An 18,019-nucleotide genomic window follows, 5' to 3' on the forward strand; every position below is an offset into this window, starting at 1 on the left:
ACCTAGCCTGCCGCCATGTTGGAACCGGACCGGGAGACCCGGCGTGCGTGGACCGACGCGGTGGGCGCGTTCGTGGAGGACTTCGTCGCGGGGCTGGCCAAGGCGCCCGCCTCCGAACCGGGGCCCGCGGACCTGCGCGAGTTCCTCGCGGAGCCTGCGGAGCGGCCCGGCACCTTCGACGAGCTGCTCGCGACCTTCGGCCGGGCGGCGGGCTACGCGGTGGAGACCGCCGGTCCCGGCTACCTCGGCTACTTCCCGGCGGGCGGGCTGCTCAGCTCCGTGCTCGCCGAGACGCTGGCCCAGGCGGTGAACCGCTTCACCGGCGTGGCCGACACCGCGCCTGCCCTGGTCGCGATGGAGCAGGCGGTCGTCCGCTGGTTCTGCCGCCGCTTCGACCTGCCCGACGGCGCGGGCGGCGTGATCACGTCCGGCGCGTCGATCGCGACGCTGGCCGCGCTGACCGCCGCCCGCGAGGACCGGCTCGGCGGACCCGACCCGCTCGGCACGATCTACGTCACCGAGCACACCCACTACTGCGTGGCGAAGGCCGCGAGGATCGCCGGGTTCACCTCGGCCCAGGTGCGCGTGGTGCCGGTCGACGAGGGCCTGCGGATGGACCTCGCCGCGGCGCGGGCCCTGATCACGGAGGACCGCGAGCGCGGGCTGAAGCCGTTCTTCCTGGTCGGCACGGCGGGGTCGACCAGCACCGGCACCGTGGACGGGCTGGACGGGCTGGGGGTCCTCGCGCGGCGCGAGGACCTGTGGTTCCACGTCGACGGCGCCTACGGCGGCTCGTTCCAGCTCACCGACCGCGGCCGGGCCGTCCTGCGCGGCGTGCACCGGGCCGACTCGATCACCCTCGACCCGCACAAGGGCCTGTTCCTGCCCTACGGCACCGGGCTGCTGCTGGTCCGCGACGAGGACCGGCTGCGGAGGGCGCACGCCGCCGACGGCCACTACCTCCAGGACCTCGACCGCGAGCACGACCTGCCCGACTACGCCGACCTCGGGCCCGAGCTGACCAGGGAGTACCGCGGGCTGCGGCTGTGGCTGCCGCTGCACCTGCACGGCGTGGCCGCGTTCCGCGCCGAACTGGACGAGAAGCTCGACCTGGCCGCGCTGGTGCACCGGGAGCTGTCGGCCGACCGGAACCTGGAGGTGCCGCTCGCGCCCGACCTCACCGTGACGGTGTTCCGCTCGCCGTTCGGCGACGCCACCACCGAGCGGCTGCTGGAGCGCATCAACGGCACCCGGCGGATCTTCCTGTCCAGCACCCGCCTGGACGGGAAGCACACGCTGCGGCTGTGCGTGCTCAGCCACCGCACGCACCGCACGCACGTCGAGGAGGCCCTGGACATCGTCCGCCGGGCCGCCCGCGAGTGCTGACTGGCAGTATTGGTCCGGTGCCGACGATCACCGAGTTGTGGGACAAGCCGGACGCCGCGGTCGTCCTGGGGTCAGCGCTGGTGGCGCTGGTGCTCGTGCTCAGCAGGGGGATCTGGCGGATCAGCCGCAACGTCGTGACCATCGCCCACGAGGGCGGACACGCGCTGTTCGCGCTGCTCAGCGGTCGGAGGCTGTCCGGGATCACGCTGCACTCCGACACCTCGGGCGTCACCGTGTCGAGGGGTCGCCCGACCGGGTTCGGCATGGTCCTGACCGGGTTCGCGGGCTACGTCGCCCCGTCGCTGCTCGGCCTGGGCGGCGCCGCGCTGGTGGCCGTCGACCAGATCCGGCCGATGCTGTGGGGCAGCACCGCACTGCTGATCGCGATGCTGGTGATGATCCGCAACGTCTTCGGCGTGATCTCCGTCGTCGTCACGGGCGCGATCGTGTTCGCCGTGTCCTGGTTCGCGACCGTGGACGTCCAGAACGCCTTCGGCTACCTGTTCTGCTGGTTCCTGCTGCTCGGCGGCGTCCGCCCCGTGTGGGAGCTCCAGCGCAAGCGCGTGCGCGGCCGGGCCCCCAGCTCGGACGCCGACCAGCTGGCCCGCCTCACCGGCGTCCCCGGAACCCTGTGGGTGCTGGTGTTCGGCGCGGTCGCCCTCGCCTGCCTCTACTTCGGCGGGCTGCTCCTGCTCGACGTGTGACCGCCGGGGTCCGCTTCGTCACCGCGGGATCGGGGCGGTTCGGCGGCGGGCGGAAAACTCCCTGGTCGAACGGTTGAGGCGGGAGGAACCGAACGTCACCCGTAGCCCGATCGGTGAGAACCGGCAAAAAGCGGTATGGGACAGGTTTGCGCCCCGGCGGGCGCCGGGTAGTTCAGGGTCGCCGAACAGTTACCGCTGAGGAGACCGTGATGACCTGCACCACCCGCCTGCCCAAGCCGGTCGCCGACGTGTGGGACTGGCAGATGGAAGGACACTGCCGGGGCGCGAACAGCGCGATCTTCTTCCACCCGGACAACGAGCGGGGCTCCGCCCGCTCCGCGCGCGAGGACCACGCGAAGCGCATCTGCGCCGCGTGCCCGGTGCTGGAGCAGTGCCGCCAGCACGCGCTGGAGGCGCAGGAGCCGTACGGCGTGTGGGGCGGGATGGGCGAGGACGAGCGACGCAAGATCATCGCGTCGACCCGTCGTCGCCTCCGTGTCGCCTGAGCCGTCCAGGCTGTTCCCGCTATTCCTCCAGGCCGTCGCGAAGCTGGCGGAGCGTCTTCGCCAGCAACCGCGACACGTGCATCTGCGAGATGCCGATCTTGTCGGCGATCTGGGTCTGCGTCATGTTCCCGAAGAACCGCATGACCACGATCTTGCGCTCCCGGTCCGGCAGCTGTTCGAGCAGCGGGTGCAGCGCCTCCCGTTGCTCGATCACCTCCATCTCCGGGTCCTCGGCGCCGAGCGTGTTGCCGAGCGAGATCGAGCTGTCGTCCGCCAGCAGCATGTCGTCCAGCGACGCGCTGTGGTAGGCGTTGCCCGCAGCCAGCCCCTCGTGGACCTCCTCGCGGGTCAAGCCGAGGTGAGCGGCCAGCTCGCTGGGCGTCGGCGCCCTGCCCAGCGTCTGCGAGAGCCGTGACGACCCCGCGTTGATCGCCAGGTGCAGCTCCTTGAGCCGCCTGGGCATCCGCACCGACCAGCTGGAGTCGCGGAAGTACTTCCGGACCTCACCCATGATCGTCGGCACGGCGAACGACAGGAAGTCGCTGCCGCGCTCCGGGTCGAACCGGTCGACCGCGTTGATCAGACCCACGGTCGCCACCTGCACGAGGTCGTCGTGCGGCTCACCCCGGTTGCCGAACCTGCGCGCGATGTGCTTGGCGACCGGCAGGTGCTCGGTCACCAGTTCATCGCGCAGCCGCTCCCGGCGGGGGTCGTCCGCGGGCGTCGCCGCCAGCGTCACGAACAGCGGTGCCAGGTGGTCGTAGTCACCCCGTGTGCTGGAGGACGGCGTCGCGTCCCCGCTGGTCGAGACCGCGACCGCGGTCTCCGGAGTGGTCTCCGCGCCGGTTTCGGTCACGCATCCACCAACCCGCGCTTGACCAGGTCGATGTGCACCACGTACTCGTCCTCACCGGCCTGCGGCGCGACCCACGTCGTCACCGAGTCCACCAGCGCGCTCAGCACGCGCCAGCCGAAGCTGTCGCGGTCCGGCGGGGACGACCGCTTCGACGCCACCTGCGTCGACACCTGGACGACACCGTCGGTCACCACGAACCGCGCGCTCAGCACCGCGTCCGGCGCGGCCAGCGCGATCAGCGTGGAACACGCCTCGTCCACGGCGAGCTTGAGGTCCTCGATGGAGTCGAGGTCGAAGTCCTGCCGCATCGCGATGTCAGCGGCCACCGCCCGCACGATCGACAGCTGCGTGGGGTTGGCCGCCATGCGCAGCTCAACGCCCTGCAAGGTGCTTTCCGACTCACCGCGGTGCGGCTCCGTTTGCGACACGCTCACCTCGTAGTCCGTCCTGTAGTTCTGGCCATGGTCCTAGCACTACCCGAATCCGACCCGTTTCACACGTGTAAGAACGGTCTCGCGCGGGAAGCCCGTTTCGATGCGCGCCCAACCGCCTGCCGAGCGATCCGTGGACCACGTCGACGGCGCCGCCGAGCGCTTCGCCCTCGACTTCCGGACGCGCTCCGACAGCCTCGCGCGGATGCGGCGGTCGTTCGACGCCTGGCTGACCGGTGCGGGTGTCGACGACGACGTCGCCTACGACCTGCTCCTCGCCCTCAACGAGGCGGTGTCCAACTCGATCGAGCACGCCTACCCGCCCGGTGTCGACGGCACGGTGCTGGTCAAGGCCACCCTGGCGTCCGACGGCGCGGTGTGCGTGGTCGTGTCCGACGACGGCCGGTGGCGCGTGCCACCCGCCGCCCTGTCCGGCCGGGGCCGCGGCCTGCTCCTGATGCGCGAGAACGTCGACCAGGTCGTCGTCGACCGCACCTCGGCGGGCACGTCGGTCAGCCTGTGCCGCTCGCCGCGCCCCCGGCGCTCCGAGGCACTGGAAGCCCCGCCGGACGGCCACGAGGTGCTGGTCGAGGAACGCGGGTCCGGCGTGCGCGTCACGGTGCGCGGCGACGTGCCCGCGAGCGCGGGCGCCGCGCTGCGCCGCTCCCTGCTCACCGCGGCCCGCGGCGGCAGCGTGCCCGTCGTGGTCGACCTCGGCGGGATCGGCGCGGAGACGGCGGGGGCCGTGCACGCGGTGTTCTCCGTCGCCGACGCGGCGTGCGCGGCGGGCAACCGCCTCGTCGTGCTCGCCGAGCCGGGCACCCCCGCGTGGACGGCGCTCGCGGAGTCCGGGGTGCCGCTCGTGGCGGACGTGGTGTCGCCCACCGGGAGGTGACGCGTCAGCCGAGCGCCTCGTCGAGCGAGGCGTGCACCGCGAACACCTCACCGAGACCGGTGGCCACGATGGGCCTGGTCACGGCGCGGTCGGCGGCGACGACGCGGAACGCGATCCGCCTGGTTCTGCTCTCCTGCGCGGCTTCCACCAGCACGGCCAGTCCCGCCGATCCGAGGAACGACACCCCCGACAGGTCGAGCACGAACGTGCCCTCGTCGACGAGGTTGGTGTGGACGTACGTGCGCAGAGCCGGAGCCGACAGCATGTCGATCTCGCCCGAGACCGACACGACGGTGACATCCTGCGCCGGGTGGCTCACCGCGAGGCCGATGGCCTGCTCGTTGCGGCTCGCGTCCACGACGTTCGGATCCTGGACCGTCACGTGGGATCTCCCTCTTGTTGTGCCCGTGTGGATGGTGTGGGGAGTCCTGGGGGCACAAGCGACGCGACGCTACGCGTGTGTGCAGCGAAAAATGGCCGTGCGGGCCCGCCGGAACTCCCCGGCGCGGCTGTTGGCTCAACCGCTGCGAGACCTACCGTACGTAACGTGATGAACCATCACAAGGACCGGGGTACCCGCGAGTCCGGTGAGGTCGGTGCGCGGTCCGGGTCCCTCGGCCTGAGCTGGAAGTGGTTCGTCGGCCGGTCCGTCTCGCTCACCTGGTAGACGAACTCCAGGTCACGGGCGTCGAACTCCTCGAACCACCGGTCCCAGGTGATCGGGTCGATGTCGTCGTCGTAGTCGGGGAAGTCGAACCCGAGGCCCTTCGCGCGGTGCGCGATCGGCGCCGCTTCCCTGCTCTCCGCCCAGCGGCGGATCTCCAAGTGGTCGGTCGTGCTCAACCGTCTGACACCGGTCACGCAGCACCTCATCAGCCTGACCGCGGTCCGCACGGGGGACGGCCCCGTGTCCAGCGGTCGACACCCACGGTAGCCGAGGTCGGGCCTTCGAGGCCCGGTCCGGCCCGGTCCCGCGCGCCGCCACGCCGACCGTCCTCGCTGGTCAAGGTGTGTGTTTTGACACCCGTAGGACGAATCGACACGGGCGTGGGCCGCGGCCGGGTGGCCCTCCCGACGGGCAGGGGGCACCGGTTTCCACCCGTCCACGTCCGGCAGGCCGGGGCGCCGGAGCGGATCTACGCTCGGCCCATGCCGGACGCGACGCACCTGGACCACGGGCTCACGGCAGCGCAGGTGCGGGACCGCGTCGCGGACGGCCGGACCAACGACGTGCCTGCACGGGCCGGGCGCACGCTCGGCGACGTCGTCCGCGCCAACGTCCTCACCCGCTTCAACGCGGTGCTCGGCGCGCTGTTCGCCGTGATCGTCGTCGTCGGCCCCCTCAAGGACGGCCTGTTCGGCCTGCTCATCGTGGTCAACAGCCTGATCGGCATCGTCCAGGAGCTGAGGGCCAAGCAGACCCTGGAACGCCTCGCGGTCCTCGGCGAGGCCAAGCCCGTGGTGTGGCGCGACGGCGCGAAGGTCGAGGTCGGGGCGAACGAGGTCGTGCTCGACGACGTCCTCGAACTCGGCGCGGGCGACACCGTCGTGGTCGACGGCGTGGTCGTGGGCGCGGACGCGCTGGAGGTCGACGAGTCGCTGCTGACCGGTGAGGCCGACCCGGTCGTGAAGCGGCCCGGCGACCGGGTCATGTCCGGCAGCTTCGCCGTCGCGGGCACCGGCCGCTACCGCGCCACCGGGGTCGGCCGCGACGCCTACGCCGCGAAGCTCGCCGAGGAGGCGAGCCGGTTCACCCTGGTCAGCTCCGAACTGCGCACGGGCATCGACCGCATCCTGCGGTTCGTCACGTGGATCCTGCTGCCCGCGGGCGCGCTCATCACCTACAGCCAGCTCCACGGCCAGGAGGACCTGCGCTCCGCCCTGCGCGGGACGGTCGCGGCGCTCGTGCCGATGATCCCGGAGGGCCTGGTGCTGCTGACCAGCGTCGCCTTCGCCGTCGGCGTCGTCAGGCTCGGGCGGCGCGACTGCCTGGTCCAGGAGCTGCCCGCCATCGAGGGACTGGCGCGCGTCGACGTGGTGTGCGCGGACAAGACGGGCACGCTGACCGAGAACGGGATGCGGCTGGCCGAGGTGCGACCGCTGCTCGCCGGGGTCGACGCCGAGGAGGTGCTGGCCGCGTTCGCCGCGGCCGACCCCCGCCCCAACGCCAGCCTCCAGGCCGTCGCCGAGGCCTGTCCGCGCCCCCCTGGGTGGCCGGTCACGGCGTTCGCCGCGTTCTCCTCGGCCCGCAAGTGGAGCGGCGCGAGCTTCGGCCCCGCCGGGAACTGGGTGCTGGGGGCCGCCGACGTCCTCCTGCCGCCCGGCTCCGCCGCGCTGGCGACCGCCGAGGACCTGGGCGCGCGGGGCCTGCGGGTGCTGCTGCTGGCCCGCGCGTCCGTGCCGGTCGACGCCCCCACCGCGCCCGGCGGGGTCGAGCCGGTGGCGCTCGTCGTCCTCGCGCAGCGCGTGCGGCCGGACGCGGCGGAGACCCTGGCGTACTTCGCCGAGCAGGGGGTGGCGGTCAAGGTCATCTCCGGCGACAACGCGGTGGCCGTCGGCGCCGTCGCCGCGTCCCTCGGGCTGGTCGGGGCCACCGCGCCCGTGGACGCGCGGCGGCTGCCCGCCTCCCTCGGCGACGAGGTCGAGGAGGGCGCGGTGTTCGGCCGCGTCACCCCCGCGCAGAAGCGCGACGTGGTCGGCGTCCTGCGGGCCCGCGGCCACACCGTCGCGATGACCGGTGACGGCGTGAACGACGTGCTCGCGCTCAAGGACGCCGACATCGGCGTCGCGATGGGCTCCGGCAGCCCGGCGACGCGGGCCGTGGCCCAGATCGTGCTGCTGGACGACCGGTTCGCCACGCTGCCGTTCGTCGTCGCCGAGGGCCGCCGCGTCATCGGCAACGTCGAGCGCGTCGCCACCCTGTTCCTCGTCAAGACGGTGTACTCGGTGCTGCTCGCGATCCTCATCGGCGTCGTCGGCTTCCCGTTCCCGTTCCAGCCGCTGCACCTGACCCTCATCGGCGGCCTCACGATCGGCGTCCCCGCCTTCTTCCTCGCGCTCGCGCCGAACGGCGACCGCGCCCGCGGCGGCTTCGTCCGCCGGGTGCTGCGCACGGCCGCCCCGGTGGGCTCGATCGCCGCCGTGGCGACGTTCGCGGCCTACTGGACCTCCCGCGCGGTCGACAACGGCACCACCCAGGCGCAGGACAGCACGACCGCCGTCATCACCCTCTTCACCCTCGCGCTGTGGGTCCTCCTCGTCGTCGCACGACCACTCGTCTGGTGGAAGTTCGCGCTCGTCGCGACCATGGCCGCGCTGTTCCTCACCGCCCTGCTGACCCCGCTCGGCCGCTCGTTCTTCGAGCTGGACCCGACCAACGCCGGCTCGGTCTCGACGGCCCTGGTGGTCGCCCTCACCGGTGTCGCGGCGATCGAGTTTGTCCGCCGCTTGATGCCGTGACCTGCGGTGATGGTGAAGTTGATCAGTGCGGGTGTAGTTCGTCGAACGACGTGCGGCGCTCCCCGCGCGGTGAACGGTTGTCAGCTCGACCGGTCTGCCGACGGCCCGGCGTAATCGGCCGACAGCTCAGCGCCGACAGGTGCTCGGTGGGCGCGCGACCCCCTGGAACAACGGGTGTCCCCCGCCACAGTCCCGCAGAATCAGTGAGACGTGGATAACGCCGAACACCACGTCGACGACAGTCCCAGTGGAGGGATACAGATGAGCACCACCACGGAAACCAAGCCCGAGCCCGCGATGCCGAGGGCGGCGCGCACGACGAGCACCAGCGCGCTGCCCACCGCACCGTGCAGCGTCGTCTGGAGCAAGGGCCACGCCTACGTGCTCGAGGGTTTCCGCGCCCGCTGGGTGGGAGTCGACGACCGGGGCCGCCCGCAGGCGTTCACCGGGGCGGACCTCCAGCGCCGCGGCTGGACGTACACGCGGAGCAACTGACCGTTCTGGTCGGGCCGCGGATCGATGGGTCGCGCCAGGGGATGCGCCACGGGGCGCGTCGGTCGGGCCCTGGACGCGAACGGGCCGCTCTCGGACGATCGAGTGTCCGAGAGCCGAGGTTGCGGACGCCGGCCCGCCTGTCGACATCCGGCTGTTCCAGGAGTCGATTCCCCACCCGCGCGAGTCGACCGGTTCGCCGATTCTCACGGGCGTGCCGAGTCTGGACGAACAACTCCGACCGCTGGAGCCCGCTGCCGAAGGTGACGCCCGAGCCGACCGCCGGAACTTGACGCCCGAGCAGCCCGCTGCCGAAGGTGATGCCCGAGCCGACCGCTGGAACTCGCCGCCCGAGTCGGCTGTCGGAGCCGAACCAAGGTCCCCCGACCGGGTAGGCCCCGGAGTTCACCACCGCGACCGGGGTCCGGCAGTTCCGGGGCGTTCGTCGTCCCTCAGCAGGTAGGACCCGTCGTGGGTTCCGCCACCCACTCACCCGAAGCACCCGGCACCACCCGTGGCCGACATGGCCGGGTGACGTTCGACCTGCGGCATTAGCATTCCCGCGTGACCACCCGGTGCGGGCGGCGCGCCGACGGGGGAGTGTGAGTGACGTGGCCGAGACAGGTCAGGATCCGGGTGACCGGTGGGTGACCGTTCCGAACGCGTTGAGCGTGCTGCGCCTGCTCGGGGTGCCGGTGTTCCTCTACCTGCTGCTCGGCCCCCGTGCCGACGGGTGGGCGGTGGTGGTGCTCGCGCTCGCGGGCGCGTCGGACTGGCTCGACGGCAAGCTGGCGCGGTGGCTCGACCAGACGAGCGACCTGGGCAAGCTGCTCGACCCGGCGGCCGACCGGCTCTACATCTTCGCGACCCTGCTCGCCTTCGTGGTCCGCGACATCGTGCCGCTGTGGCTCGCGGCGATCCTGGTCGGCCGGGAACTGCTGGTCGGGGGTTTCCTGCTGGTCCTCCGCCACCACGGCTACGGGCCGTTCGAGGTCAACTACATCGGCAAGGCGGCGACGTTCAACCTGCTCTACGCGTTCCCGGTCCTGCTGCTCGCGCAGGGCGGGTCGACCGCCGCGCAGATCGCCCGGCCGATCGCGTACGCGTTCATGCTTTGGGGTGGTGCGCTGTACCTGTGGTCCGCCGGCCTGTACCTCTGGCAACTGGTGCTCGCCATGCGTCGATCCCCAGGGGTGGTGGCTGCCTGAACGGGTGAGCCACGTGGGAAGATCCTGCGTGCGAAGATCACCCTTCGACATGACGGACTCGTCCATCCGGGCGAGCGGGGAAGACCACCATGAAGGAGCGCGCCGCGGTGATTCCCGAGGAGCTCAAGTACACCGAGGAGCACGAGTGGGTGCAGCGCACAGGTGAGGCCACCGTGCGCATCGGCATCACGGACTACGCCCAGGAGCAGCTGGGTGACGTCGTGTTCGTCCAGCTCCCCGAGCTCGGCGAAACCGTCGACGTCGGGCAGACGCTCGGCGAGGTCGAGTCCACCAAGAGCGTCTCGGACATCTACGCGCCGCTCGCCGGCGAGGTGGTCGCCCGCAACGACTCGCTCGACCAGCAGCCCGACCTCGTCAACAGCGATCCGTACGGCGAGGGTTGGATGATCGAGCTGCGGTTGGCGGACCCGACCGCGGTCGACGACCTGCTGGACGCGGCCGCGTACCAGGAGCTGGCGGCGGGGGAGTGACGACGATCTTCCGACGTCTTCTCGGCCTGTTCGGGAGCCGCTCCTCGCGTGAGGAATCGGGCACGATAGGTTCTAGTGGTCTCGACGGTTCCAGCAGCAGGAGGAGAGCTCAGGTGAGCACGAACGACGGGCCAGGCGTTCCGCCAGAGCAGTCCCCGGAGCGGACCTCCGTTTTCCGGGCGGATTTCCTCGCCGACGTGGAGGGTGCCGAGGCACCAGCGCCGGAACCCGCGGTCGCGGGAGTCGACGCTCTCCCGGCCGGGTCGGCCCTCCTGGTGGTGAAGCGCGGCCCCAACGCGGGGTCCAGGTTCCTGCTCGACCGCGACACCACCAGCGCGGGTCGGCACCCCGACAGCGACATCTTCCTCGACGACGTGACGGTCTCCCGGCGCCATGCCGAGTTCCGCCGTGAAGGCGGGGAGTTCGTGGTGATCGACGTCGGCAGCCTGAACGGCACCTACGTCAACCGCGAGCCGGTCGACCAGGCCGTTCTCGCGAACGGCGACGAGGTGCAGATCGGCAAGTTCCGCCTCGTGTTCCTGACCGGTCCGGGAGCCGGGGGCCAGGGGCAGCAGTGACGGCTGCCGGGCGGCCACAGCGCGGTGGGTTGAGCATCGGGGCGGTGCTGGCACAGCTCCGTCCCGAGTTCCCCGACGTGACCATCTCGAAGATCCGCTTCCTGGAATCCGAAGGACTGGTCCGCCCGGCACGCACTGCCTCGGGCTACCGGCAGTTCGCTTCAGCGGACGTCGAGCGCCTGCGCTTCGTCCTGGCCGCCCAACGGGACCACTACCTCCCGTTGAAGGTCATCAAGCAGCAGCTCGACTCGGCTGACGAACCGCCGAGACGGGCGCTGGCCGCCGTCGAGGGCGTTCCGACGGTCGAGCACTTCGACCAGGCCGCGACCACTCGCCGCCTCACCCGCGAGGAACTGCTGGCGCAGTCGGGCATCAGCAAGACGATGCTCGCCGACCTGGAGCAGTACGGGGTCGTGCGCCCCGGTGCCGCGGGCTTCTACGACCCCGAAGCGGTGCTCGTCGCGAAAACCGTGCGGGCGATGGCCGAATTCGGTATCGAACCCCGACATCTCAGGGCATTTCGGGCGTCCGCCGATCGCGAAGTCGGTCTGCTGGAGCAGATCGTCACGCCGCTCTACCGGCAGCGCGGTCCGGATTCGCGCGGTCGCGCGGAGGAGGTGCTCCGGGAATTGGCGGTGCTCTCCGTCACGTTGCACACGCTGCTGGTCAAGGCCGGACTGCGCGGAGTCGCAGGTGGATAGGCCTCGCCGCGATTCGTCGCCGGTGTCCGCATCGTGATGTCCGGGGGGATACCGGTGGAGCACTGGGCCCGCTTGGCGGGTAGCGTCGAGGATGTACGTGGAGGATCCTCGTAGTCGTACGGGGACGCCGTGGTTCAGCGCGCTGAGGGAGGCGATACCCGATGAGCGAAATGCGCGTCGTGGGAGTGCGGGTGGAACTGCCCGCCAACCAGCCGATCCTGCTGCTGCGTGAAACCGAGGGCGAACGCTACCTGCCGATCTGGATCGGCTCGGTCGAAGCCACCGCAATCGCGCTGGAACAGCAGGGCGTGCGGCCCGTCCGCCCCCTCACCCACGATCTCCTCAAAGATGTCATCGGCGCACTCGGGCGCCAGCTCGAACAGGTCCGGATCACGGACCTCCAGGAGGGCACCTACTTCGCGGAGCTGGTGTTCGACGGCGACGTGCGGGTGTCGGCCAGGCCCAGCGACTCGGTGGCGCTCGCGCTGCGCGTCGGGGTGCCGATCCACGCCGACGAGTCCGTGCTCGCCGAAGCGGGGCTCATCATCCCGGACGAGCAGGAGGACGAGGTCGAGAAGTTCCGCGAGTTCCTCGACTCCATCTCGCCGGAGGACTTCCGCGGGGCGGACACCTGAGCACACGACCTGTTCGTGCCGAGAGGGCCACTCACCAGTCTGGTGAGTGGCCCTTCGTGCGTCCTGGGTCGCGACGCACCGTGACAACCGTGGGGGAGACCGCACTTTGAGGTGTCCCACGGCCGTGCTACCCAAGGTCATGGGCGTTGGGCTAAACGATCACTAAACGTCACTCGAACGGGTCATGCGAGCGCTTTCTCTCACCCTCTGGTTGAGGGTGAGGAAATTCGTGTACCGCGCGTCGCGTTGACCTGCCCTCAACCCGGTCCTACCGTCGAACTCGAGTGAATTGCGACGGTGTGATTCCACAGCGTGGCCCTTCACGGCCGGTGTTCCCCGACCACGGGACCGCCGGTGACGGTCGCCGGTCGTCAGGCCGGCCGAGGGGAGGCAGGCGTGGCAGAGGAAGCGCCCATCCGGGCCGGATCCGGGGAACAAGGTGAGCTGTTCCCGGACTCCTCGCTGCCAGACGAGTACGTCGGCTACCGCGGGCCCGCCGCGTGCCAGATCTCGGGCATCACCTACCGCCAGCTCGACTACTGGGCGCGCACCGGACTGGTCAACCCGACGATAAGGAGTGCGCAGGGGTCGGGCAGCCAGCGGCTGTACTCGTTCAAGGACATCCTCGTCCTCAAGGTGGTGAAGCGGCTGCTGGACACCGGTGTCTCGTTGCAGAACATCAGGGTCGCGGTAGACCACCTCCGCAAGCGCGGCGTGCAGGACCTGGCCAGGATCACGTTGTTCAGCGACGGCACGACGGTCTACGAGTGCACGTCCCCCGAGGAGGTCGTCGACCTCCTCCAGGGCGGTCAGGGCGTGTTCGGCATCGCGGTGAGCGGCGCCATGCGGGAGATCAGCGGCACCATCCACGAGTTCCCCGCGGAACGCGCGGACGGCGTGGAGGTCGACGCCGTCGGCAACGACGAACTGTCCCAGCGCAGGCGCAACCGGGCCATCGGCTAGCTGTCCGGAACCCGTCGGACCGCGGTGGTGTCGGAAGCGCCCGAACGCCGCTGGTCTTCACGACCGCGGCCGTGGCTCCCCACACCGCCGCGGCCCGCTCGTCCCAGGGGGAACGGTCGATCCGGACCGGGTCGACCGCGGATGGTTTCGTCACGAATCGAACGACCACTCCGGTGTCGCGCGTCCGCTGACGCACCGGAGTCCTTCCGCTTCGTGGAAGCAGTGTCGTCGCCGCTCCTCGTCACCTCGCGCGGTCGAGCCCGACGCCTTCTTGTGGCCCAGTACGGGCCGGTCGAGTCCGGGGGCTTCTTGTCGCCCCGCGCGGTCGAGCCCGACGGCTTCTTGTGGCCCCGCGTGGTCGGGTTGAGTCGACGGCTCCTCGCCCGGTGGACCCGCTCACGGGGACCATCGCACTCGCCGGTGAGGCCGGGGCGCGGTGGCCCCTCGGCCGGTGAGCCCGTCCGCGGTGGCCGGCGCCGCCGCCGAGCCCCGCCCAACGCCCCGCCCACCCCCTCGTCCCGCCGCGTCCGGGTGTGACGTGCGGTGATCCGCGTCGCGCCCGCGCTACCCGTGCGGTGCCAGGCGGTACGATCGGCCGGTAGTCGCATGACCCCGTGCGGGAGAGTCCGGACCCGGCGAGGTTCGGCGCCGAAGGAGCAAATCCTCCCCGGAACCTCTCAGGCGCAAGGACCGCACGGGATAGACGCCTCTGGAAAGTGGGCCGGTTTTTCGGTCCCGCCGACGGTGAAAGCCCGGTTTCGGCCGGGTGAAGCTCTCAGGCGCCCGCCGAGCGGGTTGGAGACAGAGGGGGAGGGCAGACGGCAGAAGTGTGTCCGTAGCCCAACCCTCGCCGGAGGCGCCTTCCATGACGCAGGACCGCATTCCTCTCGCCGCTCTCGAGCACGGCACCCCGTTCGCCGACCGCCACGTGGGCCCCCGGCCCGCCGAGCTGGCCCGGATCCTCGATGTCATCGGTGTCGGCTCGCTGGAGGAGTTGGCGCAGCGGGCGATCCCGCCGTCGATCCGCGAGGGCGACCTGGTGCTCGACCTGCCCGCGCCCGCCACCGAGACCGAGGCGCTGGCCGAGCTGCGCGAGCTGGCCGGGCGCAACCGGCCGATGACGCAGATGATCGGCCTCGGCTACTACGGGACGATCACGCCGCCGGTCATCCGCCGCAACGTGCTGGAGAGCCCGGCCTGGTACACGGCCTACACGCCGTACCAGCCGGAGATCTCGCAGGGGCGGCTCGAAGCGCTGCTGAACTTCCAGACGATGGTGGGCGACCTGACGGCGCTGCCGCTGTCGAACGCGTCGATGCTGGACGAGGCCACCGCCGCCGCCGAGGCGATGACGCTCGTGCGCCGCGCAGGCAAGTCGAAGTCGACGAAGTTCGTGGTCGACGCCGACACGCTGCCGCAGACGCTGGCCGTGATCGAGACCAGGGCCGAGCCGCTGGGCATCGAGATCGTCGTCGCGGACCTGTCGCAGGGCATCGAAGGACTCGGCCTGGGCGGAGACTTCTTCGGCGTGCTGCTGTCCTACCCCGGTGCGTCCGGCGTGGTCCGCGACCACGAGTCGGTGATCGCCGAGGTGCACAAGGCGGGCGCGAACGCGGTCGTCGTCGCCGACCTGCTCGCGCTGACGCTGCTGCGCCCGCCCGGCGAGATCGGCGCGGACGTCGTCGTCGGCACGACCCAGCGCTTCGGCGTGCCGATCGGGTTCGGCGGACCGCACGCCGGCTACATGGCCGTGCGCACCGGCCTGGAGCGGCAGCTCCCCGGCAGGCTCGTCGGGGTGTCCGAGGACGCCGACGGCAACCGCGCCTACCGGCTGGCCCTCCAGACGCGCGAGCAGCACATCCGCCGCGAGAAGGCGACCTCCAACATCTGCACCGCGCAGGTGCTCCTCGCCGTCATCGCCTCGATGTACGGCGTCTACCACGGCCCCGACGGCCTGCGGGCCATCGGCACGCGCGCCCACCGGATGGCCACGGTGCTGGCCGCCGGCCTGGTCGAGGGCGGCGTGGACGTCCTGCACGGCGAGTTCTTCGACACGGTGCAGGCGCACGTGCCCGAGCGCGCGGCAGCGGTCGTCGACGCCGCGCGAGCGCTCGGCATCAACCTCCGACTGGTCGACGACTCGACCGTCGCCATCGCGTGCGACGAGACCACCACCCGCGCGAACCTGGTCGACGTGTGGCAGGCCTTCGGCGTGCAGGTGCCGGACGTGGACGCGCTCGACGCCGACACCGCCGACGGCATCCCCGCCGAGCTGCGCCGCACCTCGGAGTTCATGACGCACCCGGTGTTCCACCTGCACCGCTCGGAGACGGCGCTGCTGCGCTACCTGCGCGCGCTGTCCGACAAGGACGTCGCGCTCGACCGCAGCATGATCCCGCTCGGCTCCTGCACGATGAAGCTGAACGCCACGGCCGAGATGGAGCCCATCACCTGGCCCGAGTTCGCCGACCTGCACCCGTTCGCCCCGGCCGAGGACGCCGAAGGCCTGCTGGCACTGGTCAAGGACCTGGAGGACTGGCTCGCGGAGGTCACCGGCTACGACGCGGTCAGCATCCAGCCGAACGCGGGCAGCCAGGGCGAGTTCGCCGGACTCCTCGCGATCCGCGCCTACCACCGCGGGCGCGGCGAAGCGGCCCGCGACGTCTGCCTCATCCCGTCCAGCGCCCACGGCACCAACGCCGCCAGCGCCGTCATGGCCGGGATGCGCGTGGTCGTGGTGAAGTGCGACGACAAGGGCAACATCGACCTCGGCCACCTGCGCCAGACCGTCGACGAGCACCGCGACGACCTCGCCGCGATCATGATCACCTACCCGTCCACGCACGGCGTCTACGAGGACACCGTCCGCGAGGTCTGCGCCCTCGTGCACGACGCGGGCGGCCAGGTGTACGTCGACGGCGCGAACCTCAACGCCCTCATCGGCCTCGCCCAGTACGGCAAGTTCGGCTCGGACGTCTCGCACCTCAACCTGCACAAGACGTTCTGCATCCCGCACGGCGGCGGTGGCCCCGGCGTCGGCCCCATCGGCGTCCGCTCGCACCTCGCCCCGTACCTGCCCAACCACCCCCTCCAGCCGTTGGCCGGTCCCGCGACCGGCGTCGGCCCGATCAGCGGCGCCCCGTGGGGTTCCGCGTCGATCCTGCCGATCTCCTGGGCGTACGTCCGCATGATGGGCGCCGACGGCCTCCGCCGCGCCACCCTGACCGCGGTCGCCGCCGCCAACTACGTCGCCCGCCGCCTGGACGAGCACTACCCGGTCCTCTACACCGGCGAGGGCGGCTTCGTCGCCCACGAGTGCATCCTCGACCTGCGCGGCATCACCAAGGCCACCGGCGTCACCGTCGACGACGTGGCCAAGCGCCTCGCCGACTACGGCCTGCACGCCCCGACCATGTCGTTCCCGGTTCCGGGCACGCTCATGGTCGAGCCGACGGAGAGCGAGGACCTCGGCGAGATCGACCGCTTCATCGACGCGATGATCGCCATCCGCCGCGAGATCGACCAGGTCGCCTCCGGCGAGTGGCCCGCCGACGACAACCCGCTGCGCAACGCGCCGCACACCGCGGCCTCCGTCGCCCGCGAGTGGAACCACCCGTACAGCCGCGAGACCGCCGTCTTCCCGGCCGGTGTCGACGCGCCGAAGATCTGGCCGCCGGTGCGGCGGATCGACGGTGCCAAGGGCGACCGCAACCTGGTCTGCTCCTGCCCTCCTCTCTCGGCCTACAGCTAGAGCCGCGGGCCGCGCTGGTGCCCTGGTGACGGGCCGCTCACGGGCGGTCCGTCACCGTTGGGTGGTTGGTGTGGCGGGTTCGTGGGGGTTGCTCGCCCGCTGATGGGGTGGTGGCGCGCTGGGCCGTCGCCGTCGGGCGGGGTCGTGTGGCGGGTTCGTGGGGTTGCTCGTTGCTGACGGCGTGGTGGCCCGGTGGGTCGTCACTGTCGGGTGGGGTCGGCGGGTTTGCGCGGACGCTCGCCGCTGATGGTGTGGTGGCGCGCTGGGCCGTCACCGGTCGATCGGTGAACCGCTGACCGGCTGAACCGCGGGTGGCTCGTGGCCGGTGCGGTGGTTCGCGCGGTCGGGTCGTGGGTGGCTGATGTGGTGGCCCACGACGGGCAACGGGTCGGTTCGTCCGGCCGGGCCGTCGTTGGTGCTGGTCGAAGCCGGGCGGTCGGGGCGTGGACGGGCGGGTTCGTCGGCCGGGCCGCCGGTGGCGGTCGGGGCCGGGCGGTCGGGGCCGGGCCGCCGGTGGCGGTCGGGGTCAGGCGGTCGGGGCGTGAGCGGGTGGGTTCGGGCGGCTTGGTGCGGCCCGCGGGCGGAAGGCCGGTGTGCGCAGCGGCTCGCCCGGCCACCCCCGGATGGCGGGCGGGGCGGGGTCCGTCAGCCGTAGGTCGGCTTCTGCGGCCAGCCCTTCGGTGAGTCCTCCCAGTCCTGCTGTCTGCCGTACGGCGCGAGGTCGAGGATGCTGTTGGTGAACACCAGCCGGTCGACCCCGCGCCGCGTGGTGCCGTACGTCCGGTAGACGGCGTCGCCGTCGCGCAGGAACAGGCTCAGCATGAACCCGCCGTCCACCCCGCAGTCGCGGGCGAACGTGGTGCCGTGCGACGACACGAACGGCAGCGTCCAGCCCATCCGCTCCTTGTACGCCTCGATCTGCGCCAGCGGCATGGTCGACGCGTTCGTCCACGTCACCCCGCT

18 protein-coding genes and 1 riboswitch are annotated in these 18,019 nt (G+C 71.6%); of the genes, 13 read left to right on the plus strand and 5 right to left on the minus strand.

Going from position 1 to position 18,019, the window contains the following annotated elements; genetic code table 11:
- Positions 1–15: 15 nt before the first annotated feature.
- The 3 genes from VFZ92_RS03320 (at position 16) to VFZ92_RS03330 (ending at position 2,596) form a co-directional block, all read left to right on the plus strand.
- Positions 16–1,386: a pyridoxal phosphate-dependent decarboxylase family protein gene (locus VFZ92_RS03320; RefSeq protein WP_330874170.1), complete on the plus strand. Its 1,371-nt coding sequence runs from the start codon at positions 16–18 to the stop codon at positions 1,384–1,386.
- Positions 1,387–1,403: 17 nt separating this feature from the next.
- Positions 1,404–2,090, plus strand: coding sequence for a M50 family metallopeptidase (locus VFZ92_RS03325; RefSeq protein WP_330874172.1), 687 nt, complete (start codon positions 1,404–1,406; stop codon positions 2,088–2,090).
- A 209-nt stretch (positions 2,091–2,299) separates the two neighbouring features.
- Entirely contained in the window at positions 2,300–2,596 is a 297-nt protein-coding gene (locus VFZ92_RS03330) for a WhiB family transcriptional regulator (RefSeq protein ID WP_330874173.1), read from the plus strand.
- A gap of 19 nt (positions 2,597–2,615) precedes the next feature.
- Here VFZ92_RS03330 and VFZ92_RS03335 read toward each other — a convergent pair whose 3' ends face one another.
- On the minus strand, positions 2,616–3,452 hold the full coding sequence (locus VFZ92_RS03335; protein ID WP_330874174.1) for a SigB/SigF/SigG family RNA polymerase sigma factor: 837 nt from the start codon (positions 3,450–3,452) through the stop codon (positions 2,616–2,618).
- On the minus strand, positions 3,449–3,880 hold the full coding sequence (locus VFZ92_RS03340; RefSeq protein WP_330874175.1) for an ATP-binding protein: 432 nt from the start codon (positions 3,878–3,880) through the stop codon (positions 3,449–3,451). The genes VFZ92_RS03335 and VFZ92_RS03340 overlap by 4 nt, the downstream gene beginning before the upstream one ends.
- A gap of 136 nt (positions 3,881–4,016) precedes the next feature.
- On the opposite strand from VFZ92_RS03340, the gene VFZ92_RS03345 reads away from it, so the two are divergent.
- Positions 4,017–4,778, plus strand: a complete 762-nt coding sequence (locus tag VFZ92_RS03345) for an ATP-binding protein (protein ID WP_330874176.1) — start codon at positions 4,017–4,019, stop codon at positions 4,776–4,778.
- Positions 4,779–4,782: 4 nt separating this feature from the next.
- Here the strand turns inward: VFZ92_RS03345 and VFZ92_RS03350 are convergent, their stop codons facing one another.
- Both VFZ92_RS03350 and VFZ92_RS03355 read right to left on the minus strand, forming a co-directional pair.
- On the minus strand, positions 4,783–5,160 hold the full coding sequence (locus tag VFZ92_RS03350; protein ID WP_330874177.1) for an STAS domain-containing protein: 378 nt from the start codon (positions 5,158–5,160) through the stop codon (positions 4,783–4,785).
- A 176-nt stretch (positions 5,161–5,336) separates the two neighbouring features.
- On the minus strand, positions 5,337–5,639 hold the full coding sequence (locus VFZ92_RS03355) for a hypothetical protein (RefSeq protein ID WP_330874178.1): 303 nt from the start codon (positions 5,637–5,639) through the stop codon (positions 5,337–5,339).
- 288 nt (positions 5,640–5,927) lie between these two features.
- On the opposite strand from VFZ92_RS03355, the gene VFZ92_RS03360 reads away from it, so the two are divergent.
- The 9 genes from VFZ92_RS03360 (at position 5,928) to gcvP (ending at position 17,056) form a co-directional block, all read left to right on the plus strand.
- Complete coding sequence (locus VFZ92_RS03360; protein ID WP_330874179.1) at positions 5,928–8,237, plus strand: HAD-IC family P-type ATPase; 2,310 nt, start codon at positions 5,928–5,930, stop codon at positions 8,235–8,237.
- Positions 8,238–8,498: 261 nt separating this feature from the next.
- Complete coding sequence (locus tag VFZ92_RS03365) at positions 8,499–8,732, plus strand: hypothetical protein (RefSeq protein ID WP_330874180.1); 234 nt, start codon at positions 8,499–8,501, stop codon at positions 8,730–8,732.
- 599 nt (positions 8,733–9,331) lie between these two features.
- Positions 9,332–9,937: a CDP-alcohol phosphatidyltransferase family protein gene (locus VFZ92_RS03370; RefSeq protein WP_330874181.1), complete on the plus strand. Its 606-nt coding sequence runs from the start codon at positions 9,332–9,334 to the stop codon at positions 9,935–9,937.
- A gap of 89 nt (positions 9,938–10,026) precedes the next feature.
- Complete coding sequence (gene gcvH, locus VFZ92_RS03375) at positions 10,027–10,428, plus strand: glycine cleavage system protein GcvH (RefSeq protein WP_330874182.1); 402 nt, start codon at positions 10,027–10,029, stop codon at positions 10,426–10,428.
- A gap of 113 nt (positions 10,429–10,541) precedes the next feature.
- Entirely contained in the window at positions 10,542–11,006 is a 465-nt protein-coding gene (gene garA / locus VFZ92_RS03380; protein WP_330874183.1) for a glycogen accumulation regulator GarA, read from the plus strand.
- On the plus strand, positions 11,003–11,707 hold the full coding sequence (locus tag VFZ92_RS03385; protein WP_330874184.1) for a MerR family transcriptional regulator: 705 nt from the start codon (positions 11,003–11,005) through the stop codon (positions 11,705–11,707). Before garA ends, VFZ92_RS03385 begins: the two co-directional genes overlap by 4 nt.
- Positions 11,708–11,868: 161 nt before the next feature.
- On the plus strand, positions 11,869–12,342 hold the full coding sequence (locus VFZ92_RS03390; protein WP_259627294.1) for a bifunctional nuclease family protein: 474 nt from the start codon (positions 11,869–11,871) through the stop codon (positions 12,340–12,342).
- A gap of 396 nt (positions 12,343–12,738) precedes the next feature.
- Positions 12,739–13,305, plus strand: coding sequence for a MerR family transcriptional regulator (locus VFZ92_RS03395; RefSeq protein ID WP_330874185.1), 567 nt, complete (start codon positions 12,739–12,741; stop codon positions 13,303–13,305).
- 607 nt (positions 13,306–13,912) lie between these two features.
- A riboswitch (glycine riboswitch) is annotated at positions 13,913–14,008 on the plus strand.
- Positions 14,009–14,170: 162 nt separating this feature from the next.
- Positions 14,171–17,056 carry an aminomethyl-transferring glycine dehydrogenase gene (gene gcvP / locus VFZ92_RS03400; RefSeq protein ID WP_330874186.1) on the plus strand — a complete coding sequence of 962 codons (2,886 nt, stop codon included), beginning with the start codon at positions 14,171–14,173 and terminating at the stop codon, positions 17,054–17,056.
- A 645-nt stretch (positions 17,057–17,701) separates the two neighbouring features.
- Here gcvP and VFZ92_RS03405 read toward each other — a convergent pair.
- Positions 17,702–18,019 (minus strand): DUF899 family protein (locus VFZ92_RS03405; protein ID WP_330874187.1); only part of this gene is annotated, 318 nt, incomplete at its 5' end.

The organism is Umezawaea sp. (assembly GCF_036375055.1).
Classification (GTDB): domain Bacteria; phylum Actinomycetota; class Actinomycetes; order Mycobacteriales; family Pseudonocardiaceae; genus Umezawaea.